Source organism: Streptomyces monomycini (genome assembly GCF_022271435.1).
Classification (GTDB): Bacteria; Actinomycetota; Actinomycetes; order Streptomycetales; family Streptomycetaceae; genus Streptomyces; species Streptomyces monomycini.
Window position 1 is genome coordinate 172,946 of record NZ_JAFIQY010000009.1, and the last position, 23,502, is coordinate 196,447.

Genomic DNA, 23,502 nt, shown 5'->3' on the forward strand with positions numbered 1-23,502 from the left:
GGCACGACCGCGGGTACGGCCCGGCGTATGCCGCCGGAGAGGCCGCCGCCCGCGGTCACCGGGGGCCGCCCGCGACGAGGCCCGCGCGGTCCGCGAGGATCGCCGCCTGGACCCGGTTGAGTCCGCCCAGCTTGCCGAGCAGCGCCCGCACATGGTCCTTGACGGTGCTCGGCGCCAGGCCCATCCGCTCCGCGATCTGCGCGTTGCCCAGGCCCTCGCCGAGCAGCGCCAGCACCTCGGACTCCCGCGGCGTCAGCGCCCCTACGGCGCGGACCGCCGCGGCCTGGTCCTCGGCGGTGAGGAAGCCGCCGATCACGGCCCGGGTGACGCCCGGGTCGAGCACGCTGCCGCCCTCGGCCAGGGTCCGCACGGCCCGCACGAGTTGTCCGGGGTCGGAGTCCTTGAGCAGGAAACCGGCCGCGCCTTCGCGCAGCGCCGCGGTCAGGTACTCCTGTGCGTCGAAGGTCGTCAGCATGGCCACGGCGGGCGGTTCGGGGGCGGCGCGCAGACCGCGCAGGACGGTCAGCCCGTCCACGTCCGGCATCCGGATGTCGAGCAGTACGACGTCCGCCGCGCTCTCCAGCACGGTGTCCACGGCCTCGCCGCCGCCGCAGTCCGCGACCGTCTCGATGTCCGGGGCGGTGCCCAGGATCATCCGCAGCCCGGATCTGACCAGCCGCTCGTCGTCCACCACCGCGACACGGATCACCGGCCGCCCCTCTCTGCATCGCGTCCATGGGCCTGCCCGCCGCACACCGTGGCCCACCCCCGCCGGACGGCGGGGGTCGGTGCACGACCTGCGGAGGATGCCGTGAGGTGGCGCCCGCGGGCAGAGTGCCTTTCATGCTGCACCACCGGGGAGGCCACGAGCCGCCGAGGCGGCGCAGCTCACAGTGACGGCCGCCGCGACCCCCACACGTGGCGGCCGTCGCCGTCGAGCCCGTAGGCCCGGTCCGCGCCGGTGACCGGCCCGGCTCCGCTCACCTCCGGACAACTTCCGCCCCGCCCGTTGCCTCCCGTCACTGCCGCCTCTAGGTTGGCCGCGATCCGCCGTACGCCTGCCTGTTGGGCGCCGCGCGGGCCACCACCCCCTCGGAGCACGGCCCCCCCGGGGCACGGCTCGGCATCGCTTCGGAGGCTTCTTCGTGCACAGACCCCGGCGTACCCCCACTCCGCCCGGCACCTCCATACGGACCCGCATACGGAACCGGGCGGCCACCCGACGCCGTGCGGGTGTCCGCGCGGCCGCCGCCGCGGCCGGACTCGCGCTCGTCGGCGGCATGGCGGCCACCGCCCCCGCCGCGTCGGCTTCCCCCGCCGCCGCTCCGGCGCCCCCGCCCGCGGCCGCCCGTACCCAGCAGGTCGAGTACTTCACCCCGCAGGGACACCCCCGGCACACCAGCGTCCCGGTCGCCACGCCCAAGAGCCTGCTGAGCGCCCACCGCGCGCGCTCCGCCACCGAGCTGGCCGCCGACGGCACCGTGACCTCGGTCGTCCGCAACGGCCCCACCGACAAGAAGGTCGACGTCGTCATCATCGGTGACGGCTACACGCTCGCCCAGCAGAAGGACTTCCACGCCGACGCGAAGGCCAAGTGGGCGCAGGTCTCCGCCGTCGAGCCGTACGCCTCGAACCGTTCGCTGTTCAACGTCTGGACCGTGGACGCCGTCTCCAACCAGTCCGGCGTCTCCGGCGACCCGGCCAAGGGCGTGGTCAAGGACACCGCGCTGGACGCCCGCTTCTGGTGCGACGACATCGAGCGCCTGCTGTGCGTGGACACCGGCAAGGTCGAGTCGTACGCCTCCAAGGCCCCGGACGCCGACCTCGTGCTCGTCCTCGGCAACTCCGCCAAGTACGGCGGCGCGGGCTACAACGGCATCACCTCCTCCGTCGGCTACGACGGCATCGCCACCGCCTCCTCCGACCACCGCGACTCCGCGCAGGTGGCGGTCCACGAGACGGGCCACTCCCTCGGGAAGCTGGCCGACGAGTACGTGTACGACACCAACGGCACGTACAGCGGCCCGGAGCCGGCCGCGCCCAACGTCACCAGGATGAGCGTCGCGGAGATGAAGGCCAAGAAGGCCAAGTGGTACCGCTACCTCGGCCAGAATTCGCCGGACGGCGGCAAGGTCGGCGCCTTCGAGGGCGGCGGCTACTACCCGCGCGGCCTCAACCGGCCCACCGAGAACTCGATCATGCGGACCCTGGGCCGGGAGTTCAACCTGCCCGGCCGTCAGGCGATGATCGACGGCTTCCACCGCCATACGGGCCGCTGACCCGGGTCTCGTACGCACCGTAGGCACTGAACGAGCGGCCGGTCGCCAGGACCACCACCGAGGTCGTGGCGGCCAGTTCGTACGCCGTGATCACCAGTGACGCCGCGCTCTCGCCGGTGACGAGCGGGCCGCCGAAGAACCCGGTGACGGTCAGCAGGACCACCGTCCGCACGGTCAGGTACAGCTCGACCGCGGCGAACACCAGGAGCGCGCCGCGCACGTCACGGTTGCTGCGGACGGCGAGCACGCCGAGCACCAGCAGGACGGTGACCGACGAGAGCGTGGTGAACTCGCCGGACTGCGAGAGCTGGACGACGTCGCCGGTCGCGGAGCCGTCCACCGCCCGGCGCAGATAGGTGGCCAGGCCGATGTGCTCCTCGGCCGTGCCCCACGCCGCCCAGACGAGCCGGGTCGCGCCCATGACGAGGAAGAGCACTCCGCAGATACGGGAGAGCCGGCGCCGCCACCAGGAGTCGGCGTCGGCGCACGACCGTTTTGCCGCCGCTGCCCGGGCGCCGTCCTCCCCGCCGTGCGCGGCGGCCCCGGCCGCCCCCGGCCGTTCGGTGGCCCGGAGCAGCGCCACGATCACGATCAGGGCGGTCGGCAGCCCCAGGGCCCGGGTCGCCAGCACCCAGCCGCCGAGCGGCTCCAGGGCGTACACGTGCCGGTACCCGGCGTGGCACAGGCCGACGATCTCGCGCGCGGACTGGGCGAGGATCACCCAGCCCAGCAGCAGAGCGCCCGTACGCGCCACCCGCCGCAGGGCCAGCGCCCCGGCCGCGACCGCCAGCAGCGCGACGACCAGGGCCCATTCGCCCGGCCCTAGCGTCCACATGAAGAAGGAGGCGCGCGGGTTGAAGAGCCCCTCGAAGAAGTCCCAGACACTCCCGTCGCCCTGGACGATGCCGTACACCGTCCACGCGGTCAGCGCGCCGCCGTAGACCGCGAGGGCGGCCCCCGCCGTGCGGTACGCGCGCTCGTGCCCGGCCGCCGCCCGTCCGGGGTCGGCACCGGGCCGGACGTCCGCCGCACCGCCGTCCTGCATCACCATGTCCGACCCCCGATCCGCCGCGCCGTGCTCAGAGCCCGGATGCTGCCGACTGCCTCGTTGCCGCTGGCCTGTTGCCACTGCTGTGTGCTGCTGCCGCCTCACTGTGTCAAGGACGGCGGCAGAGGCGGCGGAGGTTCCCCCGCGTGTGTCGTGCGGCACTGCCGTACACGGGGTCACCGCGCCCCACCGCACACCGTCCGGCCAGGCTTCCCACTCCCTGCCCGCGGGCGCGCGCCCCAATCGTGCGCAACCGACCCGTGCGCCTCTCGTCCACCCCGTGTCCCCCCGCCATCCACCGCCTGCGCCCGGCCGTTGGGGCAAGATGACCCCATGGGGAGCTTGCGGGGCGAGGGCCGGCTCATCGCCGGCCGCTACCGCCTGGGCGAACGGCTCGGCCGTGGCGGCATGGGAACGGTCTGGCGCGCCACCGACGAGATGCTGCGCCGCCAGGTCGCGGTCAAGGAACTGCACCTGGACGACGGCCCGGCCGGCGCGGACCCCGAAGCGGAACGGGCGCGCGCGATGCGCGAGGCCCGCTCCGTCGCGCGGATCAAGCACCCGAACGTGATCGTCCTGCACGACGTCGTCGAACAGGACGCGCGCCCCTGGATCGTCATGGAGCTGGTCGACGGCGCCTCCCTCGACGACCGGCTGTCCGGCGGCGGCCCGCTGGCACCCCGCGAGGTGGCGCGCATCGGCCTGGCCCTGCTCGGCGCGCTGCGCGTGGCGCACGCGCGCGGTGTCCTGCACCGCGACATCAAACCCGCCAACGTCCTGCTGGAGGAGGGCACCGGGCGCGTCGTCCTGACCGACTTCGGCGTCGCCCAGCTCCCCGGCAGCCCGACGCTGACCGAGGCCGGCGGCTTCGTCGGCTCACCCGAGTACACCGCGCCCGAGCGGATGGCCGGCCGGCACGCCGGGCCGGCGGCGGACCTGTGGTCGGTCGGAGTGCTGCTGTGCGCGGCGCTCAGCGGGCGGTCGCCGTTCCACCGCGACTCGCTGGGCGGCGTGCTGAGCGCGGTCGTGCACGACGAGATCGAGCTGCCGGAACCGGCCCGCCCCCTCCTGGCCGTGGTCCGCGGCCTGCTGGAACGCGACCCGGAGCGGCGGCTGGACATCCCGGGCACCGAACGGCTGTTGCGCGGCTACCTCCAGTCGGGCCGCGCGCCCGAGACCCCGCCGTCCCCGCCCGCCGCACCCGAGCGCCCGGCACCCGCGCCGGAGCCCGGCCGCGCGCACGGTGTCCCGATACCGGACGCCCTGGCGAACCGCGCGCTGGCCGCCGCGGCCCGCCCGCACACCGGACGCGCGCGCACCGTGTTTCTGGTGGGGCTGGCGGTGTGTGTGCTGGCGGGGGCGGGGGTGGGGCTCGCGGCGCTGTTTCTCAGGGACGGGGGTGAGGGCGGGGACGGCAAGGGCGGCGGGCAACGGGCGACGCAGTCGCCGCCGGCGCCATCAGCATCGCTGTCGCCATCAGCGTCGCTGTCGCCGTCGCAGGAACGTTCGGGCACCCCTGGTACGGCCACCACCGCCACCGCCCCACCGGGTTACGTCATGGTGCGCGACCCGCTCGGCTTCGCCCTCGCCGTCCCCGAAGGCTTTACCCGCTCGTACGAGAAACCCCGCGTCTTCTACTCCTCCGAGGGCAGGCGCTACCGGCTCGGCGTCCGCCTCCGGCAGGCGTCCCCCGCCGGGCCGCTCGACACTCTGCGCCGGGCCCACGCGGAAGGCCCGGACCAGTACCCCGGGTACCGCGACGGCACGGTCACGCGCGCCACGCACCGCGGCCTGCCCGCGGCCCGGTGGGAGTTCACCTGGGACGGCGGGCCGGAGGACGGCGGCCCCCGGCACACCTTCGGCCTCCTCTGGGAGGAGAGCGGCAGGACGTACGACGTCCTGGTCTCGGCGCCACTCGCCGAACGCGACCGGGCGAAACGGCACTTCACGGTCGCGCTGCGGACGTTCCACCCGGTAGGCGTCGGCTCCCCGGCGCGGTGACGGGGGCCCGTCCCTGCCGTACTCCGCCGCACCGCCCACATACCGCTCGGGGACCGCCCGCGTACTGTCCCGCACCCGCAACCCCCCAGCACAGCGCCCTTGTGGCCAGCAAACACTGGCGCGATGGTGCCCACCGCGGGAAAACTCGTTACCGGTGGGTACCCAAAGCGTCCGGCGCGTCATACGCTCGCCCGCATGACGGACTCGCAGGACACCGGAACCCGCTCCTCCGCACCCGTCGGCGCCGCGCCCGCCGCCGACCGGGACGCCCCCGCGGGCGGCAACCCCGTCGCCCGCGCCGCCGCCGGCACCCGTACCGCCGCCGACGTGGTCACCCCGCACCTGGTCACCCGCCTCACCCGCGGCGTGACCGGCAGCGGCCGGACCGCCAACCACACGCCGTTCACCGGAGAGAAGCTGGCGGATCTGCCCGAGTCCACGCCCGAGGACGTCGCCACCGCCTTCGAGCGGGCCCGCACCGCCCAGCGCGCCTGGGCCGAGGTGCCCGTACGGCAGCGCGCCGCCGTCCTGCTGCGCTTCCACGACCTGGTGCTCCGCCGCCAGGCCGAGGCGCTGGACCTGATCCAGCTGGAGACCGGCAAGGCCCGGCTGCACGCCCACGAGGAGATCCAGGCCGTCGCCGTCGCGGCCCGCCACTACGGCCGCAAGGCACCCGCGTATTTGCGTCCCCGGAGCCACACCGGTGTCGTGCCGACCCTCACCAAGGTCACCGAACTGCGGCAGCCGCGCGGGGTCGTGGGGCAGATCGCACCCTGGAACTACCCCTTCGAGCTGTCCGTCGGCGACGCGCTGCCCGCCTTCGCCGCCGGCAACGCCGTCGTCATGAAGCCCGACACGGAGACCGCCCTGACCGCCCTCTGGGCCCGCGAACAGCTCATCGAGGCCGGGCTGCCCCCGGAGGTCTGGCAGGTCGTCCTCGGTGACGGCCCGGTCGTCGGCCCCGAGGTCGTCAAGCACGCCGACTACGTCTCCTTCACCGGATCCACCCGCACCGGCCGCGAGGTGGCCCAGGGCGCCGCCGCCCGCCTGGTCGGCGTCTCCCTCGAACTCGGCGGCAAGAACGCCATGCTGGTGCTGGAGGACGCCGACGTGGACAAGGCCGCGGCGGGCGCCGTACGCGGCTGCTTCTCCTCCGCGGGCCAGCTGTGCATCTCCATAGAGCGGCTGTACGTCCACGCGTCCATAGCCGACGCCTTCGTCGAGCGCTTCGCCGCCCGCACGAAGGCGATGCGCCTGGGCAGTGCCCTCGCCTACGGCGCCGACATGGGCTCGCTGGTCGGCGAACGCCAGCTGGAGACCGTCACCCGGCACGTGGACGAGGCCGTCGCCAAAGGCGCCACCCTGGTCGCCGGCGGCCGCGCCCGCCCGGACATCGGCCCGCTGTTCTACGAGCCCACCATCCTGGACGGCGTCGAGTCCCCGATGGCCGTCTGCGAGGAGGAGACCTTCGGGCCGGTCGTCTCGGTCTACCGGTTCACCGACGAGGACGAGGCCGTGGCGCGCGCCAACGCCACGCCGTACGGCCTGAACTCCAGCGTCTGGACCAAGGACGGCCGCCGCGGCCGCGCCGTCGCCGCCCGCCTGCGTACCGGCACCGTCAACGTCAACGAGGCGTACGCCGCGGCCTACGGCAGTGTCCAGTCCCCGATGGGCGGCATGGGCGACTCCGGCCTCGGCCGCCGCCACGGCTCCGAGGGCATCCTGAAGTACACCGAGGCGCAGACCGTCGCCCACCAGCGCCTCATGCCGCTCGCCCCGTCGTTCGGCATGGACGACGAGAAGTACGCGGCGTTCATGACCCGCAGCCTGCGCGCGATGAAGGCGTTGCGCCTCCGCTGAGCCGCCGCCGTGACACGGGCCCGCGGGCCCGCCCGAGAAGCAAGGGAGTGCCAGTGCCCCAGGACCACCCTGCCCAGAAACAGCGCGTCACCTCCGACGACGGCCACGACGACGGCTACGACTACGACGTCCTCGTCATCGGTTCGGGCTTCGGCGGCTCCGTCTCCGCGCTCCGCCTGACCGAGAAGGGCTACCGCGTCGGCGTCCTGGAGGCCGGGCGCCGCTTCACCCGCGCCACGCTGCCCAGGAACTCGTGGGACCTGAAGAACTACCTGTGGGCGCCCGCCCTCGGCTGCTACGGCATCCAGCGCGTGCACCTGCTCGGCAACGTCATGGTCCTCGCGGGCGCCGGCGTCGGCGGCGGCTCGCTGAACTACGCCAACACCCTCTACGTACCGCCGAAACAGTTCTTCGAGGACCAGCAGTGGGGGCACCTCACCGACTGGCAGGACGAGCTGAAGCCGTACTACGACCAGGCGCGGCGGATGCTCGGCGTCCGCCTCAACCCGACCATGACCCCCTCGGACGTCCACCTCAAGGCCACCGCCGAGAAGATGGGCGTCGGCGACTCCTTCCACCTGGCGCCGGTCGGCGTCTTCTTCGGCGACGGCCGGGACGCCGACGGTACGGCGCGGACCGCCCCCGGTACCGAGGTCCCCGACCCGTACTTCGGCGGCGCGGGCCCCGCCCGTACGGCCTGCACCGAATGCGGCGAGTGCATGACCGGCTGCCGGCACGGCGCCAAGAACACCCTCAACGAGAACTACCTCCACCTCGCCGAGCGGGCCGGTGCCGTCATCCACCCGATGACCTCGGTGGTCACCGTCACCGAGGACTCCCGTGGCGGCTTCGCCGTCGGCACGCTGCCCACCGACGACAAGCGCAAGGGCAAGGGCCGCACGTTCACCGCCCGCCGGGTGGTCGTCGCGGCGGGCACGTACGGCACCCAGACGCTCCTGCACCGGATGAAGGACAGCGGCCTGCTGCCCCGGATCTCCGGCCGGCTCGGCGAGCTGACCCGCACCAACTCCGAGGCCCTGGTCGGCGCGCAGACCGACGACCGCCGCTACCGCAAGGCGCACGGCGCGCCGAAGGCCGACTTCACCCGCGGCGTCGCGATCACCTCCTCCATCCACCCGAACGACAGCACCCACATCGAGCCGGTCCGTTACGGTAAGGGCTCCAACGCGATGGGCAGCCTCTCCATCCTTCAAGTCCCGATCGCGACCCGCGCGCCTCGCGCCCTCGCCTGGGCCGCCAACTGCGTACGCCACCCGCTCCTGCTGCTGCGCTCGCTGTCCAACCGCCGCTGGTCCGAGCGGACCATCATCGGCCTGGTCATGCAGTCCCTGGACAACTCCCTGACCACGTACCGCAAACCGGGCGGCCTCGGCAAAGGCCTGCTCACCGCCCGCCAGGGCCACGGCGCGCCCAACCCCCAGCAGATCCCCGAGGCCACCGCGGCGGCCACCCTGCTCGCCCAGGAGATCAACGGCTTCGCGGGCAGCAACGTCGGCGAACTGATGGGCACCCCGCTGACCGCGCACTTCCTGGGCGGCTGCCCGATCGGCGAGGACGCGGACCACGGCGTGATCGACCCGTACCACCGGCTGTACGGGCACCCCGGCATCTCGGTGGTCGACGGCTCGGCGGTCTCCGCGAACCTCGGCGTCAACCCGTCGCTGACCATCACCGCACAGGCCGAACGCGCCATGTCGTTGTGGCCGAACAAGGGCGAGGCGGACCCCCGTCCCGCGCCGGGCCGCGCCTACCAGCGGCTGTCCGCGGTGGCGCCGCACCGCCCGGCCGTGCCGGAGAAGGCGTTCGCGGCGCTGCGGCTGCCGCTGCTGCCCGTACCGGCCGTCCCGCCGAAGCCGCAGTTCACGGCCCCGGCGGAGAGCTGACCCACGTTTCGTGCCGTCCCCTTCCCCGGCTCAGGCCGCGTCGGCGCCCTTGCGTCGGCGAACGGTGAACACCGCGCCCGCACCGACGGCGACCGCCGCCGCACCCGACAGCGCGAGGGCCGGCAGCCCGGAGGACGCGCCGGTCTCGGCCAGCCTCCCGGTGACCGGCAGCTGCGCTTGCTGCTTCTTCGACCAGCCCTGCGGGGAGGGATGGTTGGGGCGGGTGCCGGGCCGCCCCTGGGCGTCCGGCACGTGTCCCGGCGGGGTGCTGCCGGCGGGCACGATGTCGAACGGGTAGTCGGCGGATTCGGAGAAGCCGCACTTCAAGTCCGCGTTCAGGTACCAGCCCACGCTGACCGCGCCGCCGTAGCCGGCGGGCGTCCCGGCGTCCGCCTTCAGCCGCAGCTTGGCCTCCGCGTACTCTCCGGGCCGCAGGCCGTCGGCGTCACCGATCGAGGCGAAGTAGCCGTCGCCCTCCTCCGGGCCCGCGACCGGCTTCCACTGCCCCGTCGCCGCGTCGAACCATTCGAGCGTCAGGTGCTGGGAGACATCGTCGCCGGTCTCGTCGTCCAGCGCGAAGACCTGCGCGAATGCCTGTACGGACAGGATGTGCCCGGTGGAGGTGTTGGTGGCGCGGTAGGTGAAGTCCACCCACCCGGACCCGGCGACGAGCTTGCTGGGCAGGCCGCGCAGTTCGGCCTTGACCGACCGCTCGCTCGACCAGTCCTTGCACTCCGGGGTGGCGGAAGGGGTGGCCGGCGTGCCCGGCTCCGCGTTCTTCCCCGGGCGCGCCCCCTCGGGCGGGGCCGGTGCGGCGGTCTTCGGCCCGCCCTCGCCCTGCGGCGGCTTGCCGCTCTCACCGGGCGCGGGGGAGCCGGAGGTCTCGGACGCGCCGGGCGTCGGCGTCGCGGTCGCGGTCGCGGTCGGTGTGGCGGTGGCGGTGGCGGTGGTCGCGCTGGCCGTCGGCGCCTGCCCGGGCGTCTCGGCGGCGTACGCGGCGGGGGCCGCCAGCAGGGCGGCAGGGGCGGTGGCGGCCGTCGCGGCGACGGCGGCCAGGGCACGGCGGAGCTTCATCGTGAAGACCTCTCGGAGCCGAAGTGCCGTGAGCACGGCACCGGTTCGGGACGGGCCGTCGCGGTGGGGCGCGGGATGGCCGGGCGGTTGCAGATACTGACCGGCCATGAGCGGAAAAGGTTGCACGCCCGGGCCCGAGTGCCGCGAGTGACGCCGGAATCCTCGCGCGGCGCCTGTCCCCGTACACAGCGAAGGGCCCCGGGACGCCGCCCGCGAGGGGGGTGCGGACGGCCGCGGGGCCCTTGGCTTTCGGCGCCGGCGTCAGGGCAGCGTCGGCGCCGAGGAAGCGGCGCCGGGGGGGGGGATGGCGCCGCTGGCTCTCAAGTTGTCCGGGGAGGGGAACCCCACGATCGCGGCCTCGGCCGCCTGCCGGCGCCGGTGGCTCCGGCGTCCGTACGCCGTACGGCGGTCCGGACCGCCGACGGCTGCCGTCTCCCGCTCGGGGCACGGCGTGCCGCTTTCACCGCCACGCTCCGGGCACGGTGTGCCGCTCTTCTGCATCGTGCTGGACGCGCCTCATCCGGCGCAACCGTTTCGACCGGATGCGGTCGGCCCCGGGCGTCCCCAGGACCGACCGCCCCATCGGATGTGACCGGGCTGCTGTCCCCTGCTGACCGGTCACGGCACCGTAGCGAGGTCCCACGACGCGGACCGCTCCAAGTCGGTCGGCGTCTCATCGCTCCGGTGGATCCGCCCACGGGCGGCGTCTACGCGTAGTCCTGCAGACCGCACCTGGCTGGCGTGGCATCCGGAACAACGAAGTGCGGCGGGGGCCGTCACGGCGCCGTACGGGTGAGTCGCCGCCCACGGGTCAGACCCGGCCGCGGCACAGCTCCAGCAGCGTCATGGCGAGGGCGGTGCCGGGCCGGCCGAGCTGCCCCCGGTAGTGCTCCAGCACCTCCATCTCGCGCGACAGGTTCACCCGGCGCCCGCCGGAGCCGATGCGCTCGCGCTGGATCACGGCCGAGACAGCCATCCGTTCCTGGACCAGGCCGATGATCCGGCCGTCGAGATCGTCGATCCGCCCGCGGGCGTCCGTGATCACCCCGGCCGCCGCCTCGGTGCGCGCGCCGGTGTCGGGCTTCACCGTGGCCCTGCCCGAGCCCGAGCCCGAGCCCGAGCCCATGGCCCTGTCCGCCGTGGCCTTGGCCACAGGAACCGCCGCCGGGTCCGTGACCGCCTGGATACCGCTCATGTCCGTCACTCCTACGGATCATGACCCCGCAGCCGCCGTCCGCACCGCCTACGGCCCGCCGCCCACGGAAAAAAACCGAGCGCCCCGGGCCTGTACCGGCCCGGGGCGCCTGGGAAGTCGCTCGTCAGTTGATCAAGCAGCACGACCATGGCAGCCGGACGGGCCGGTGCCATAGGTAAAGATGAAGGTCAGCTGCTTGTACATGGCGCTCAGTATGAGCCCGTTAGAATCGAAAGTCCAACCCCTGCACCACCACCGCCGGAAGGCCGCCGAAGTGCCATCAGCGTCACCTGCTGCCGCCCCCGACGTCGTCCTGGTAGTCGACTTCGGCGCGCAGTACGCCCAGCTCATCGCCCGCCGCGTACGCGAGGCCCGGGTCTACAGCGAGATCGTCCCGTCCACCATGCCGGTGTCCGAGATGCTCGCCAAGAACCCCAAGGCGATCATCCTCTCCGGCGGCCCGTCGTCGGTCTACGCCGAGGACGCGCCCAGCCTGGACCGTGCCCTGTTCGAGGCCGGGGTCCCGGTCTTCGGCATGTGCTACGGCTTCCAGCTCATGGCCACCACCCTCGGCGGCACGGTCGACAACACCGGCGCCCGGGAGTACGGCCGTACCGACCTGCACGTCTCCAAGAACGCCTCGACCCTCTTCGAGGGCACCCCGGCCGAGCAGCCCGTGTGGATGTCGCACGGCGACGCCTGCTCCGCCGCGCCCGAGGGCTTCACCGTCACGGCCTCCACCGACATGGTCCCGGTCGCCGCCTTCGAGAACGACGAGAAGAAGCTGTACGGCGTGCAGTACCACCCCGAGGTGATGCACTCCACGCACGGTCAGCAGGTCCTGGAGCACTTCCTCTACCGGGGAGCGGGCATCGAGCCGGTGTGGACCACCACCAACGTCGTCGACGAGCAGGTCGCGGCCATCCGTGAGCAGGTCGGCAGCGCGCGGGCGATCTGCGGCCTGTCCGGCGGCGTGGACTCCGCGGTGGCCGCCGCCCTCGTCCAGAAGGCCATCGGTGACCAGCTGACCTGCGTCTACGTTGACCACGGCCTGATGCGCAAGGGCGAGACCGAGCAGGTCGAGAAGGACTTCGTGGCCGCCACCGGCGTCCAGCTGAAGGTCGTCGACGCCTCGGAGCGCTTCCTGAAGGCGCTGGCCGGCGTCTCCGACCCGGAGCAGAAGCGGAAGATCATCGGCCGCGAGTTCATCCGGGTCTTCGAGCAGGCCCAGGCGGAGATCGTCGCCGAGTCCGGTGCGGCAGGCGAGCCCGTGAAGTTCCTGGTCCAGGGCACGCTCTACCCGGACATCGTGGAGTCCGGCGGCGGCACCGGCACCGCGAACATCAAGTCCCACCACAACGTCGGCGGCCTCCCCGAGGACCTGGAGTTCGAGCTCATCGAGCCGCTCCGCCAGCTCTTCAAGGACGAGGTCCGCGCGGTCGGCGCCGAGCTGGGCCTGCCGGACGAGATCGTCCAGCGCCAGCCCTTCCCCGGCCCCGGCCTGGGCATCCGCATCGTCGGCGAGGTCACCCGCGAGCGCCTGGACCTGCTGCGCGAGGCCGACGCCATCGCCCGCGAGGAACTGACCGCGGCCGGCCTGGACCGTGAGATCTGGCAGTGCCCGGTGGTCCTCCTCGCCGACGTCCGCTCCGTCGGCGTCCAGGGCGACGGCCGCTCCTACGGCCACCCGATCGTGCTGCGCCCGGTCTCCTCCGAGGACGCGATGACCGCGGACTGGACCCGTATGCCGTACGACGTCCTGGCCCGCATCTCCACCCGCATCACCAACGAGGTCGCCGACGTCAACCGCGTCGTCCTCGACGTGACCAGCAAGCCCCCGGGCACCATCGAGTGGGAGTGACCCCCTCGTAGGTCCCCCGCACCAGGTCAACGCCGCAGCCGTCGCTCATCAGTTTGAGCGGCGGCTGCGGCGTTGTCGGTGGGTACGCTGGCCGTACGCGCGAGACTCCGTCGCATGGGAGCAAGCATGATGAGTGCCGCATCCGAAGACGAGCAGGACTGGGACTACGAGCGGTACGCGCAGTGCACCTATCCCGTTCCGCCGCCCGGAGGCTGGACTGCGGACGCCCTTGACCAGCTCCCCCATCTGCCCAGGCACACTGAGCTGATCGACGGGAGTCTCGTCTTCGTGAGTCCGCAAACCCTTTTCCATTTGCGAGCCATGCGACTCCTGGAGTGGGCCTTGGTGGCCCAGGCGCCGGACGGTCTTGACGTCTTGCGTGAGTTCAGCGTGAAACTGGACGAGCGCAACCGTCCGGAGCCTGACGTCCTGGTGGTCCCGCTCGGCGCCGAGGTCGGGCCGCGACAGACTTACCTCAAGCGGCCGGAGGACGTCATCCTGGCGGTGGAGGTCGTCTCGCGAGACTCCGTCGCACGTGACCGGGACGCAAAGCCCCGCAAGTACGCCGCCCACGGCATCCGGCACTTCTGGCGGGTGGAGGAAGGCAGTGAGGGTTTCCCGGTGGTGTACGTCTACGAACTCGACCCCGCCACCCGGGCGTACGTCCCCACGGGAATCCACCACAACCGCCTCAAGCTCACCGAGCCCTTCGCCTTGGACATCGACCTCACCGCCATCGGCCCGCGCCGATGACCATGACCCCAGGCCCTCCCGGCCCTCGCCGGTACCGCCGCCGGACGGCTGCACCGTCCACGACCTGCTGTCGCCGCCCGACACCCCCGCACACATCGAACTGATCGACGGATGGCTGTGGTCCGACGGACCGCAGCAGCTCGTCCACAGCGTCATGACCGGCCTCCTGACCGCCGGGCTCCGCGGTACCGCGCCGCCCGCCCTGAGGGTGCGGCGTCAGATGACCGTGGTGATCGACGAGCACAACGCTCCCGAGCCGGACGTCACGGTCGTGCGGGCCGCGGCGGTGCGGGGCGCAGACCAGCTGCGTTTCCGCGTGCGGGATGTGCTGCTCGCCGTCCAGGTGGTCTCCCCGGTGTCCGGGGCGCGGCACCGTGACACCAAGCCGCGCACGTACGCCGAAGCGGCAATCCCTTACTTCTGGCGGGTCGAGACGGCGGGTGCTGACGATCACCTGGTGGCGTACGCCTTCGAGCTGGACCCCGAGGCGCGTGCGTACCACCCTGTCGGCACCTTTCGGGAGCGGGTGACGCTCGGTGCCCCCTTCGCCCTCGACATCGATCTCACCGCGATCGATCGCTGGTGAACGTTGACGCGTGCGTGCGGTGACGGCGAGCTGGATCACTCGGAGCTGTTGCGCGGCGTGCGGCGGCTCAGCGGTATGAGGAGTTCGCGTAGGACTCGTCTGCTCAGGACGGGGCCGACGTGCGCGCGCCGTAGCGGAGGCCGTCGACGAGGAGGGTGACCATCTGCTGGGCGGGGTCGTTGTCGTCCTCGGCGGCGGGCAGGGCCAGGTTGGCCACGGCGCGCAGCAGGTCTTCGGAGTCCAGGTCCAGGTCGGAGCGGATGTGCCCGGCGCTCGCCGCGGCGTCGAGGAGGGCGCTGAGGACGGGCACGAAGCGCTGCTGGAAGTAGCCGGGCAGGCTGTCGAAGGCCGGGTCGCCGGAGTGCAGTGCGGAGCTGAGGCCGCGCTTCGTGGCGATGAAGCCCGCGAAGCGCTGGAGCCAGCGGGCGAGCGCGTCGACCGGTCCGTACTCGGCCATGAGGGACGGGGCGGCGTCGGCGCAGGCGTCGACCTCGTGCCGGAAGACCGCGGCGATCAGGTCGGCGCGCTGCGGGAAGTGCCGGTAGAGGGTCCCGGCGCCCACGCCCGCCTTGGCGGTGATCTGCCGTACGGGGGCGTCGACCCCCGAGGTGGCGAAGACTTCCGCGGCGGCGGTGAGCAGGGCGTCCGTGCTGCGCTGGGCGTCGGCGCGTACGCGTTTGGCGGGGCGTGCGGGCGGGGCGTCCGCGTCAGGGGAGCCCGCAGCCGTGGCATCGGGGCCCAGGGGGCCCGCAGCCGTGGCATCGGGGCCCAGGGGGCCCGCAGCCGTGGCGTCCGTGTCCGCGGAGCCCACAGTCGTAGGGGCCGTGTCGGTCTTCTGCCGCGTGCTCTCGCTCACGATCCCGCCCCTCCGCTGCCATGGAACGCCGTTCCGTTTACGTCCGCGTCAGCGTAACGCGCGACGCCCGGCAGCGGCCACGAGCGGCCCCGCCGATCTCACCGGAGCCAGAACCGCGTCCGCTCCAGCCACACGTCGAGCAGTTCCCGGTCGCCGATGGTCTCCACGCCCCCGGCGACGGCGGGCCGGCCGTAGAGGAAGAGCACCAGGTCGGTGACGGTGCCGCGGACGGCGACCGCGGCCTTCTCGTGGGCGGGGCGCCAGACGGGGGCCTCGCCGGTGAGGTCGACGAACCACTCGGCCTCGGTGTCCGTGGCGTGGAAGTGCAGCGTACGGCCGGGCCCGAGCAGGACGGGCGCGCCGGGCTGCTCCTCGGCGATCTCCTCGACGGCGTGGAATCCCATCCACTCGTCGAGGGCGTCGCGCGCCACGTCCGCGTCGAGGACGTACTCCCGGCCGGCGGCGAGGGCGGCGTCGGCCCGGTGGAGGGCGGTCTCGTGGGTCATCCGGCGGGCCCAGAAGACCGGGGTCCCGCCGGGGGCCACGGTCCACACCGGCACATCGGGCCCGGCGGCCCGCAGGGTGTCCGACAGCCGGCCGGCGCCCTCCGCGAGCAGGGCGCCCAGCACGGCCGGGTCCTCGTCGGCGAGCTTCGGCGTCTCGTTGACCAGTTCGTCGGAGACGGGCTCCGTCGACCGGGTGCCGACGATCGTCTCGACCCAGCGGTGTGCGCCGTTGACGTGGCGGATCAGCTGGCCGAGGTCCCAGCCGGGGCAGGTCGGCACCGTACTGGCCGGGTCCGTGCCCTGGACGGTGGACCGCAGCTGGTCGGCCTGGTGGACGATTTCGGCGCAGTAGCGGTCATAACTCAGGGGAGTACCGGTCGTGGCAGCCATGGGGGCACGGTAGCGGCCGGTTCGCCGCTACCGCAGTGGATTTTCCTGGCCGGCCCGGGTCAGCCGATGGGGTTGACGAAGGTGGCGGGGTGGGTGGCGCCGCGCTGGTCGACGAGGGGGCCCCAGGGCCACTTGAGGGTCAGGGAGGTGGTCTCGTTGGGCGGGGTGACGGTTACGGTCCGGGGCAGCCAGGAGTCTTCGGCGTTCTCCTTGGCCATGCCGAGGTTGAGGGTGAAGTCGGTGCTTTCGCCGGGGGCGAGGGTGAGGGAGGAGTGCTGGGCGGAGGAGCGGGTCAGGGACCAGCCGGGGCCGCCGGCGTCGGGCTTGAGGTCGATGCCGGCGAAGCCGCCGATCTTGCAGGAGCGGTTGCTCTTGTTGGTGAGCACGATGCTGGTGGTGGTGGGTCCGTCGGTGTCCGGGTCGGGGACCGCGTCCTCGCCGGTGGCGAAGACGGCGGTGAGGCCGGAGGTGTGGCAGCGTTCGGTGCCTGCGGCGGCTTTGCCGCCGCCGGTGGCGTGCGAGCCGCCCGCCTGCTTGCCCGCGCCGCCCGTCTTGCCGCCGGTGCCGCTGCCGGCCTTCGCCTCGGAACCGGACTGACCCCCGGTCGGCGTTTGGGGCTCCGAGCCCTGCACCGACGCGGAGGAACCCGCGCCATCGGGCTCCGCGGCGGCCACACCCGAGTCCGCCCGGTTCGCGCCATCGGCGTCCGAGCCGGTGCAGGCGGTCAGCGTCAGTCCGGCGACGGCGGTCAGCGTCGCGGCGGCGATGCGCAGGGTACGGCGACGGGCGGTACGGGCACTGGTCTCGGCGGTCATCTCGGGTCCCCCCAGGGCGGTCGGTGTCGGTCTCTCCTCGGTACGTCCACCACTCTGTCCGGCGGCCTTGGCGCCGTACTGCCGCACCGCTAACACCCGGCTAACGCCCATGCGGACGGGCTCAGTCCGGGGAAAACGGCGGTACACCCCTGTTCACCACTACTACCGGCAGGTAGCTTCCGCTGGGAGCTGTACGCGCGTCAGGAGGAAGCCCCCATGCCCGGACCCACGCCGTCCACCCCGACCTCCCCGAACACCCCGACCACTCAGGCCTCCCCGATGAACCCGAAAACCCCGCCCGCCCCCGTACCCACCGACCAGCTGCACTTCGCCCTGCCGCCGCAGCACGCGACCGTCGAGGAGGAGCGCCGCCACCGCAAGGAACGCCTCGCGGCGGCGCTGCGGCTCTTCGGGCGGTTCGGCTTCGAGGAGGGGGTGGCGGGTCACATCACCGCCCGGGACCCGGAGTTCACCGACTGCTTCTGGGTGAATCCGTTCGGAATGTCGTTCAAGCACATCACGGTCGGTGACCTGATCCTGGTCAACCACGAGGGCAAGGTCGTCGAGGGGCGTCACCACGTCAACCAGGCGGCGTTCGCGATCCACGCGCAGGTCCACCGGGCCCGCCCGGACGTCGTCGCCGCCGCGCACAGCCACTCGGTGTACGGCCGCGCCCTGTCCACCCTCGGCGAGCTGCTGGACCCGATGACCCAGGACGTGTGCGCGTTCTACGAGGACCACGCGCTCTTCGACGATTACACCGGCGTCGTGGTGGACGAGGAGGAAGGCCGCCGGATCGCGGCCGCGCTGGGCCCGCACAAAGCCGTGATCCTGCGCAACCACGGCCTGTTGACGGTGGGCGACTCGGTGGACGCGGCGGCCTGGTGGTTCATCACGATGGAACGTTCCTGCCAGGTGCAGCTGACCGCCCGCGCCGCCGGCAGGCCCGTACTGATCGACCACGAGAACGCCGTGCACACGCGGGAGCAGCTGGGCAACGACCTGGTGGCGTGGATCAACTATCAGCCGCTGTACCAGCAGATCACCCGCAGTGAACCGGACCTGCTCGGCTGAGCCCGGACCGGCCGCCCGGACGCCGCCACCAGGGTGGCCGTACGGCCCCGCGTCAACATGCGGGACCGCCCGTCACCGTTCCACATCTCCCGTCACCGCCCGTTAAGCCGCCCGCCCGGCTTTTCGCCCTCGCCACTTACGGCACAATTTCCTCTCGGTACGGTGGAGTTGGCGGCGACTGGTGGCTGGGCGGAGCGGACGTGTCGGTGGAGACGGCGGGCGGGGCGACGGGGGCGTCCGGATCGCCCGCAGGGACTGAAGGGTTTCCGGCGCCTGGAGCGGCGGCGGGAGCGCCCGGGGCGGCCGGGACGGGTGGTTACGGCGGTGACTGCACCTGCGGGAAGTGCCCGCGCGGCGCACGCGAGGGACACCGCAGGGCGGTCGCCGCGTTCGTGGCGCTGCGCGAGGAGTACGCCGCGGGCCGCGGCGTGCCGGCCGCGCTGGCCCACTCGGCGGGCGCGGCGCGGCAGTGGGTGTCGGACGAACTGGCGCTGTCGGCCCGCGCGGTCGCCGAACGCGCCGCCGCCGAGGGCGCGGCCTGGCTGGACGCGGTGTGGCGGCGCACGCTGCTGGTGCTGTGGCCCGGGATCGCCGTGCTGGTGATCATGCAGGCCGTCACCGCGATCGGCACGGGCTGGACGGCGCCGCGTACGGCGGGGCTGGCCGCCGCGGTGATCATGGCGCTGGCCTTGACGGGCGCGGGGTGGCGCCACCGGGCGCGCGGCGGCCTGCTCGCGCCGCTGATCGGTGAGGACAACCGGCTCTCGACCTCGCGCACGGTCGCGGCGGGCTGGCTGCTGCTGGTGGCGTACGCCGTCCTCGTGCAGGCCGTCCACCTGACGCTGGTGACGGACGCGGACGCCCGCCAGGCGCTGGTGGACGGACTCGAACTGCCGCGCGGCGCCGGGCTGCTCACGGTCCTGGCGGTGACCTGCGCGGTGGCGGTGCTGGTGCGCCGGGTCGTCGCCGTACGCATCCAGGGGCGGCGCCTGCAGAAGGTGCGCGCGGAACGGCCGCGCGCCGCCGACCTGCTCACGGACGACGCGGGGCGCGGCAGCCTCACCGACACGCAGTTCCTGCTGCTGAACGTGGCCGCCGTCTCCTTCGCCGTGGTCCGGCTGGCCCGCGACCCGTCCCGGCTGCCGGACCTGCCGTGGGCGTTCGCCGTCGTCGTGGTGGTGGGCGCGGTGATGTACGTGGCGGGCAAGTACGCGGAAGGCGGCCGTCCGGTCGTCCTGTCGGTCGTCCGGGCCCGGGAGCCGGGCGATCTGGCCGCGCCCATCCGTATCGGCGACGACATCGAGATCCGCGGCACCGGCTTCGTACCGCCGGGTGCGCAGGGCGCGGACCTGCTGGCGCGTACCGTCGTACGGATCGGGGCGGTCCATGTGCACGTACCGCTGGTGCCGGTCGCCGGCGGGTTCGGCAATCCGACGGACGGCGTGCTCACCGTGCCCGTCCCGGCGGACGTCGAACCGGGCCGGGTGGAGGTCAGGGTCGTCACGGCGGCGGGCGCGGAGACGAACGCCTATACGATCGACGTCCAGGACTGAGGCCCGCGGCCGGTGTACGGGGCGGTGCACGGGCCGGCTTACGGGTCGGCGCCTGTACGGCACCGGCGCCTGTACGGCACCGGCGTACGGGGCCGGCGCGCCGCGTTGAACGCCGGGCGCGCCACGGTCCGTACCCCTTGTGGAACACCTGGCCGCGGGCACACCATCGTCCGCGTCCGGCGGCGACGGAGAGGCGGGACGCCATGGCTCATGCGGAGCGTGCGGTCGGCGGCAGCGGCCTGGGCGGGGCCGGGGCGGGCCGGGGCGGCGGCCCGCGTCAGGCGATGGCGCGCTACGCGCTGCTGCCGCTGCGGATCTTCCTCGGCGTGACCTTCGTCTACGCGGGCCTCGACAAGCTGACCGACCCGGCCTTCTTCGCCTCCGCAGGTACGGGCTCGGTCGGCGAGCTGATGCGGCAGGTACGGGGCACCTCGGCCGCGCCCGCCCTGGTGGACCTGGCGCTGAAGAACCCGGCGGGCTTCGGCTACGCCATCGCCGCCGGGGAGTTGGCCGTCGGCATCGGCACCCTCGCCGGGCTGTTCACCCGGGTCGCCGCGCTCGGCGGCGCGCTGATCTCGCTGAGCCTGTGGCTCACCGTGAGCTGGTCGGCCGAGCCCTACTACTACGGCAACGACCTGGCGTACCTGATGGCGTGGCTGCCGCTGGTGCTGGCCGGGGCGCCGATGCTGTCCCTGGACGCGGCCCTGGCGGCGCGGCGCAGCAGGCAGGGGAGGCAGCTGTTCGGGTGAACGGGCCCCCAGCAGCTGACCGTGGCCGCCCGTAGGCGCCCGTACATGGGATGTCGGCCGACGGAAAAGCTCCTGCCCCCGCTACTCCTGGCCGCCTCCCGCCGACGCCTCCCGATGGCGGCGCACCGCGGCCCAGACGGCCGCCGTGATGCCCGACAGACACAGACCCGCCGGCACGGCCAGCACCGGCAGCGCGCCGGGCAGGTCCCAGGCCCCGGCCGCCTCGCCCACGTAGGCGCCGCCCACGCCCGACGCGGTCAGGCCGGTGAGGAGCCGGGCGGGCTCGAAGCGGTGGCGTTTCACTGCTGTTCTCCCGTCTGCGGAGCGGCCCGCTGCACATCCACCTGTCCCGCGCCCACCTTGAGGTCGAGGTCCAGTGTGCCGTGCGGCTTCTCGCCCTTCTTCAGGCCCCTCGCGGGCAGCGTGACGGTCTGCTCCTGGTGGGCCTGGAGGTTGAAGTCCTCCGGTGTCTCGCCCGGCAGCCGGACGTCGCCGAGCCCCACGTCGATGTGCAGCCGCGCGGTGACGCCGTCGGGCACGGTCACGCTGAGCTGTCCGGCGCCGACGGTGGCCTCGGTCCGTACGGTCTGCCCGTCCTTGAACGGTACGTGGCGCAGGTCCAGCTCGCCGCGCCCCGCGCCCAGTTCGTAACTCGGCCGCACGGAGGCGACGTCCATCGGGAGCCAGACGCGGTCGCGCCAGTCGGCGGTGATGTTGTCCGGCAGGACCGTGGCGCCCGCCAGCAGCAGGGACGTCAGGATCACCATGAAGACCGTGCCGCCGCCGGTCCGCCCGAACCAGGCGCTGAGCACCAGGCCGAGGCCGAAGACGACGAGTGCGGCGGACAGCCCGGCGACGAGGGAGGTGTTCAGCGGGTGGGCGTCCGCGACGGCCCCGCCCGTCGCCAGGCCCGCGACGAGCGCCAGCAGAAACGTCCAGCCGCCGATCGGCCGGCCTGTCCGGCGGCGCCGGGCCGGCGGGGCGGGCGGTGGCGTGCCGCGTCCGGCCCAGGCGGTCGCGCCGGAGGGCCGTCCCGCCGCCCCGGCCGTCCCGGGGGCGGCGTGCGCCTGCTCGTGTCCGTACGGAGTGTCGCTCGGTCCCCAGAGGTAGCCCACGCCGGCTGTCCCTTCCTTGGACAGGGGATCCCGCCACCAGGACGGGGTGTTCCGTGTGGGCGGCGCCGTCGTCTCGGGCGGCGCGTCCACGACGGTCGGTGCGGCGGCCGGGCCGGTGGTCCCCGGGCCGTCCGTGCCCTCCGCGCGGCGCTGCCGCGACCAGTAGGCCGAACCGCCCACGGCCAGCGCGAGCATGACGGTGAAGGTCAGCACGCCGCGGTTGGCGAGGGAGGTCAGGAAGTAGCCGCAGCCGACCAGCGCGAACAGCAGCGCGGTCAGCGCCGTGCCCTCGACGCGGCCGGAGAGCAGCTTGCGGCCCTCGTTCTCGTCCTCGCCGTCCTGCGGGATGAGCAGCCAGGCGAAGCCGTACGCGATCAGGCCGATGCCGCCGGAGGCCGCCAGCACGGCCAGCACGATACGGAAGATCACCGGGTCCAGACCCCAGTGCCGGCCCAGCCCCGCGCACACACCGGCGACCACCTTGTGCCGCCGGCTGCGGCGCAGCGGGATCGGCGGCACCTGGCGGCCCGGTGCGTCGGCGGGCGGCGGGGTGCCTGCGGAGGCGGACGCGGCCCCGGCGGGGCCCGTCGTCTCCTCGGCGGGCGCGGCATCGTTCATGCGCCCATGGTGGCAAGCGGGCCGGGCGGGCGGCATCCGTGGGAACCCTGGTTGGTCCCTGAGATCACCCTGGTGCCCGGCCCGGTGCTTCCTGGTCCAGGCCCGGGGGCTTGTCCTGGGGCCGCTCCCAGGGCCGCTCCCGTGAGCGCAGGCGGTTACCCGGCCCCGCCCGCGGCCTCGGCGTAGCGGCGGGCCAGGCGCGCGCAGGCCTCCCTGAGCCGGTCCGGACCGACGATCTCCATGTCGGCGTCGAACCGGCCGAGGGAGGCGGCCAGGGCGGGCCACGACCAGGACCCCAGTACGAGCCGGCAGCGGTCGGGGCCCAACTCCTCGACGATGCCGTCCCGGGTGTACCGGGACACCGTGGCCGCGGGCAGGGCGAGGATCACCTCGCCCTGGCAGGGCAGGCGGCCCGAGCCGTCGGCCCCCTGGAACTTGTTCAGCACGAAGGTGCCGACATCGCCTCCGGGCAGCTCGCGCGGGGTGAAGCGGGGGCCGGTCGGGGTGCGCGGCGCGATCCGGTCGGCGCGGAACGTACGCCAGTCCGCGCGGTCGAGGTCCCAGGCGACGAGGTACCAGCGGCCCGCCCAGGTGACGAGGTGGTGCGGTTCCACCCGGCGCGGCGGGGCCGGGGCGCTCTGAGCGGTCTCCGGCGGCGGCACCGGTGTGTGGCCCGCAGGAGCGTGGCCCACCGGAGCGGGGCCCGTCGATGCGTGGTCCCCCGGCGCGTGATCCCCCGGCGCGTGAGACACCGATGCATGATCCACCGGCGCGTAGTCGAAGCGCAGCACCTCGCAGGCGTGCACCGCCGCGCCGAGCGCCATCAGGACGCCGCTGTCGACCTGCGGGTTCGGCCGGGCGGCCGGCGGTTCGACGGCGGTGACCCGGAGGGAGTCGATCCGGCGGCGCAGCCGTGCGGGCATCACCTGCCGGACGGTGTGCAGGGCGCGCGCCGCGGCGTCCGCGACACCGGCGCCGTTGGTGGTGGCGATCCGGAGCGCGACGGCGAGGGCGACGGCCTGTTCGTCGTCGAACAGCAGCGGGGGGAGTTCCGAGCCGGCGTCGAGCCGGTAGCCGCCGTCCGGGCCCTTGGTCGACGCGATCGGGTAACCGAGTTCGCGCAGGCGGTCGATGTCGCGGCGTACGGTGCGCTGGCTGACGTCCAGGCGTTCGGCAAGCAGCCCGCCCGGCCAGTCCCGGCGCGCCTGGAGGAGGGAGAGCAAGGACAGCAGGCGCGCCGATGTCTTCTGCATGGTGTCCATCCT

20 protein-coding genes are annotated in these 23,502 nt (G+C 73.7%); 10 read left to right on the forward strand and 10 right to left on the reverse strand.

The window, feature by feature from the left end; translation table 11 throughout:
* Positions 1-55: 55 nt before the first annotated feature.
* The gene (locus tag JXZ78_RS14175) at positions 56-709 is read right to left on the reverse strand and encodes a response regulator (RefSeq protein ID WP_030019881.1); all 654 of its coding nucleotides are present in this window, start codon (positions 707-709) and stop codon (positions 56-58) included.
* A gap of 436 nt (positions 710-1,145) precedes the next feature.
* Between JXZ78_RS14175 and JXZ78_RS14180 the strand changes: the two genes are divergently transcribed.
* The gene (locus JXZ78_RS14180) at positions 1,146-2,279 is read left to right on the forward strand and encodes a M64 family metallopeptidase (protein ID WP_308281023.1); all 1,134 of its coding nucleotides are present in this window, start codon (positions 1,146-1,148) and stop codon (positions 2,277-2,279) included.
* Here JXZ78_RS14180 and JXZ78_RS14185 read toward each other — a convergent pair.
* Complete coding sequence (locus tag JXZ78_RS14185) at positions 2,221-3,330, reverse strand: hypothetical protein (RefSeq protein WP_030019879.1); 1,110 nt, start codon at positions 3,328-3,330, stop codon at positions 2,221-2,223. The genes JXZ78_RS14180 and JXZ78_RS14185 overlap by 59 nt on opposite strands.
* Before the next feature lie 330 nt (positions 3,331-3,660).
* Between JXZ78_RS14185 and JXZ78_RS14190 the strand changes: the two genes are divergently transcribed.
* The 3 genes from JXZ78_RS14190 (at position 3,661) to JXZ78_RS14200 (ending at position 9,092) form a co-directional block, all read left to right on the forward strand.
* The gene (locus tag JXZ78_RS14190; RefSeq protein ID WP_030019878.1) at positions 3,661-5,328 is read left to right on the forward strand and encodes a serine/threonine-protein kinase; all 1,668 of its coding nucleotides are present in this window, start codon (positions 3,661-3,663) and stop codon (positions 5,326-5,328) included.
* A 195-nt stretch (positions 5,329-5,523) separates the two neighbouring features.
* Positions 5,524-7,188 carry a succinic semialdehyde dehydrogenase gene (locus tag JXZ78_RS14195; protein WP_030019877.1) on the forward strand — a complete coding sequence of 555 codons (1,665 nt, stop codon included), beginning with the start codon at positions 5,524-5,526 and terminating at the stop codon, positions 7,186-7,188.
* Between the two features lie 53 nt (positions 7,189-7,241).
* The gene (locus tag JXZ78_RS14200; RefSeq protein ID WP_033037631.1) at positions 7,242-9,092 is read left to right on the forward strand and encodes a GMC family oxidoreductase N-terminal domain-containing protein; all 1,851 of its coding nucleotides are present in this window, start codon (positions 7,242-7,244) and stop codon (positions 9,090-9,092) included.
* Positions 9,093-9,122: 30 nt separating this feature from the next.
* Here the strand turns inward: JXZ78_RS14200 and JXZ78_RS14205 are convergent, their stop codons facing one another.
* Both JXZ78_RS14205 and JXZ78_RS14210 read right to left on the reverse strand, forming a co-directional pair.
* Positions 9,123-10,166 (reverse strand): LPXTG cell wall anchor domain-containing protein, encoded by a 1,044-nt coding sequence (locus tag JXZ78_RS14205; RefSeq protein WP_063726075.1) that lies wholly within the window; start codon positions 10,164-10,166, stop codon positions 9,123-9,125.
* 811 nt (positions 10,167-10,977) lie between these two features.
* Complete coding sequence (locus tag JXZ78_RS14210) at positions 10,978-11,292, reverse strand: chorismate mutase (RefSeq protein WP_050502422.1); 315 nt, start codon at positions 11,290-11,292, stop codon at positions 10,978-10,980.
* A 343-nt stretch (positions 11,293-11,635) separates the two neighbouring features.
* Between JXZ78_RS14210 and guaA the strand changes: the two genes are divergently transcribed.
* The 3 genes from guaA (at position 11,636) to JXZ78_RS14225 (ending at position 14,561) form a co-directional block, all read left to right on the forward strand.
* On the forward strand, positions 11,636-13,222 hold the full coding sequence (guaA, locus tag JXZ78_RS14215; protein WP_030019873.1) for a glutamine-hydrolyzing GMP synthase: 1,587 nt from the start codon (positions 11,636-11,638) through the stop codon (positions 13,220-13,222).
* Between the two features lie 129 nt (positions 13,223-13,351).
* Entirely contained in the window at positions 13,352-13,975 is a 624-nt protein-coding gene (locus JXZ78_RS14220; protein ID WP_030019872.1) for a Uma2 family endonuclease, read from the forward strand.
* A 67-nt stretch (positions 13,976-14,042) separates the two neighbouring features.
* On the forward strand, positions 14,043-14,561 hold the full coding sequence (locus JXZ78_RS14225) for a Uma2 family endonuclease (protein WP_308281025.1): 519 nt from the start codon (positions 14,043-14,045) through the stop codon (positions 14,559-14,561).
* 103 nt (positions 14,562-14,664) lie between these two features.
* Here JXZ78_RS14225 and JXZ78_RS14230 read toward each other — a convergent pair whose 3' ends face one another.
* The 3 genes from JXZ78_RS14230 to JXZ78_RS14240 form a co-directional block, all read right to left on the reverse strand.
* Entirely contained in the window at positions 14,665-15,303 is a 639-nt protein-coding gene (locus JXZ78_RS14230; RefSeq protein ID WP_030019870.1) for an SbtR family transcriptional regulator, read from the reverse strand.
* Positions 15,304-15,515: 212 nt separating this feature from the next.
* The gene (locus JXZ78_RS14235; protein ID WP_030019869.1) at positions 15,516-16,313 is read right to left on the reverse strand and encodes a maleylpyruvate isomerase family mycothiol-dependent enzyme; all 798 of its coding nucleotides are present in this window, start codon (positions 16,311-16,313) and stop codon (positions 15,516-15,518) included.
* A gap of 59 nt (positions 16,314-16,372) precedes the next feature.
* Positions 16,373-17,128 (reverse strand): DUF4232 domain-containing protein, encoded by a 756-nt coding sequence (locus JXZ78_RS14240; protein WP_238783099.1) that lies wholly within the window; start codon positions 17,126-17,128, stop codon positions 16,373-16,375.
* 279 nt (positions 17,129-17,407) lie between these two features.
* On the opposite strand from JXZ78_RS14240, the gene JXZ78_RS14245 reads away from it, so the two are divergent.
* The 3 genes from JXZ78_RS14245 to JXZ78_RS14255 all read left to right on the forward strand — a co-directional run bounded on the left by JXZ78_RS14245 (position 17,408) and on the right by JXZ78_RS14255 (position 20,504).
* Entirely contained in the window at positions 17,408-18,202 is a 795-nt protein-coding gene (locus JXZ78_RS14245) for a class II aldolase/adducin family protein (RefSeq protein WP_030024472.1), read from the forward strand.
* 185 nt (positions 18,203-18,387) lie between these two features.
* Positions 18,388-19,755 (forward strand): hypothetical protein, encoded by a 1,368-nt coding sequence (locus JXZ78_RS14250; protein ID WP_167745484.1) that lies wholly within the window; start codon positions 18,388-18,390, stop codon positions 19,753-19,755.
* A gap of 203 nt (positions 19,756-19,958) precedes the next feature.
* A complete protein-coding gene (locus JXZ78_RS14255; protein WP_050503020.1) occupies positions 19,959-20,504 on the forward strand; it encodes a DoxX family protein in 546 nt (181 codons plus the stop codon).
* An 81-nt stretch (positions 20,505-20,585) separates the two neighbouring features.
* On the opposite strand, the gene JXZ78_RS14260 is transcribed toward JXZ78_RS14255, so the two are convergent.
* From JXZ78_RS14260 to JXZ78_RS14270, 3 genes are all read right to left on the reverse strand, one after another.
* Positions 20,586-20,807 (reverse strand): hypothetical protein, encoded by a 222-nt coding sequence (locus JXZ78_RS14260; RefSeq protein WP_030024475.1) that lies wholly within the window; start codon positions 20,805-20,807, stop codon positions 20,586-20,588.
* Positions 20,804-22,237, reverse strand: a complete 1,434-nt coding sequence (locus JXZ78_RS14265) for a PspC domain-containing protein (protein ID WP_078624671.1) — start codon at positions 22,235-22,237, stop codon at positions 20,804-20,806. Before JXZ78_RS14265 ends, JXZ78_RS14260 begins: the two co-directional genes overlap by 4 nt.
* 155 nt (positions 22,238-22,392) lie before the next feature.
* Positions 22,393-23,490, reverse strand: coding sequence for a helix-turn-helix transcriptional regulator (locus JXZ78_RS14270; protein ID WP_063726186.1), 1,098 nt, complete (start codon positions 23,488-23,490; stop codon positions 22,393-22,395).
* Positions 23,491-23,502: the final 12 nt, after the last annotated feature.

Excerpts from the sequence above, each read along its gene's own strand:
- JXZ78_RS14220 (WP_030019872.1), top strand. The coding sequence starts at position 13,352 with ATGAGTGCCGCATCCGAAGACGAGCAGGACTGGGACTACGAGCGGTAC.
- JXZ78_RS14210 (WP_050502422.1), bottom strand. The coding sequence starts at position 11,292 with ATGGGCTCGGGCTCGGGCTCGGGCTCGGGCAGGGCCACGGTGAAGCCC.
- JXZ78_RS14185 (WP_030019879.1), bottom strand. The coding sequence starts at position 3,330 with ATGGTGATGCAGGACGGCGGTGCGGCGGACGTCCGGCCCGGTGCCGAC.
- JXZ78_RS14205 (WP_063726075.1), bottom strand. The coding sequence starts at position 10,166 with ATGAAGCTCCGCCGTGCCCTGGCCGCCGTCGCCGCGACGGCCGCCACC.
- JXZ78_RS14240 (WP_238783099.1), bottom strand. The coding sequence starts at position 17,128 with ATGACCGCCGAGACCAGTGCCCGTACCGCCCGTCGCCGTACCCTGCGC.
- JXZ78_RS14270 (WP_063726186.1), bottom strand. The coding sequence starts at position 23,490 with ATGCAGAAGACATCGGCGCGCCTGCTGTCCTTGCTCTCCCTCCTCCAG.
- JXZ78_RS14245 (WP_030024472.1), top strand. The coding sequence starts at position 17,408 with ATGAACCCGAAAACCCCGCCCGCCCCCGTACCCACCGACCAGCTGCAC.
- JXZ78_RS14265 (WP_078624671.1), bottom strand. The coding sequence starts at position 22,237 with ATGAACGATGCCGCGCCCGCCGAGGAGACGACGGGCCCCGCCGGGGCC.
- JXZ78_RS14190 (WP_030019878.1), top strand. The coding sequence starts at position 3,661 with ATGGGGAGCTTGCGGGGCGAGGGCCGGCTCATCGCCGGCCGCTACCGC.
- JXZ78_RS14255 (WP_050503020.1), top strand. The coding sequence starts at position 19,959 with ATGGCTCATGCGGAGCGTGCGGTCGGCGGCAGCGGCCTGGGCGGGGCC.
- JXZ78_RS14195 (WP_030019877.1), top strand. The coding sequence starts at position 5,524 with ATGACGGACTCGCAGGACACCGGAACCCGCTCCTCCGCACCCGTCGGC.
- JXZ78_RS14235 (WP_030019869.1), bottom strand. The coding sequence starts at position 16,313 with ATGGCTGCCACGACCGGTACTCCCCTGAGTTATGACCGCTACTGCGCC.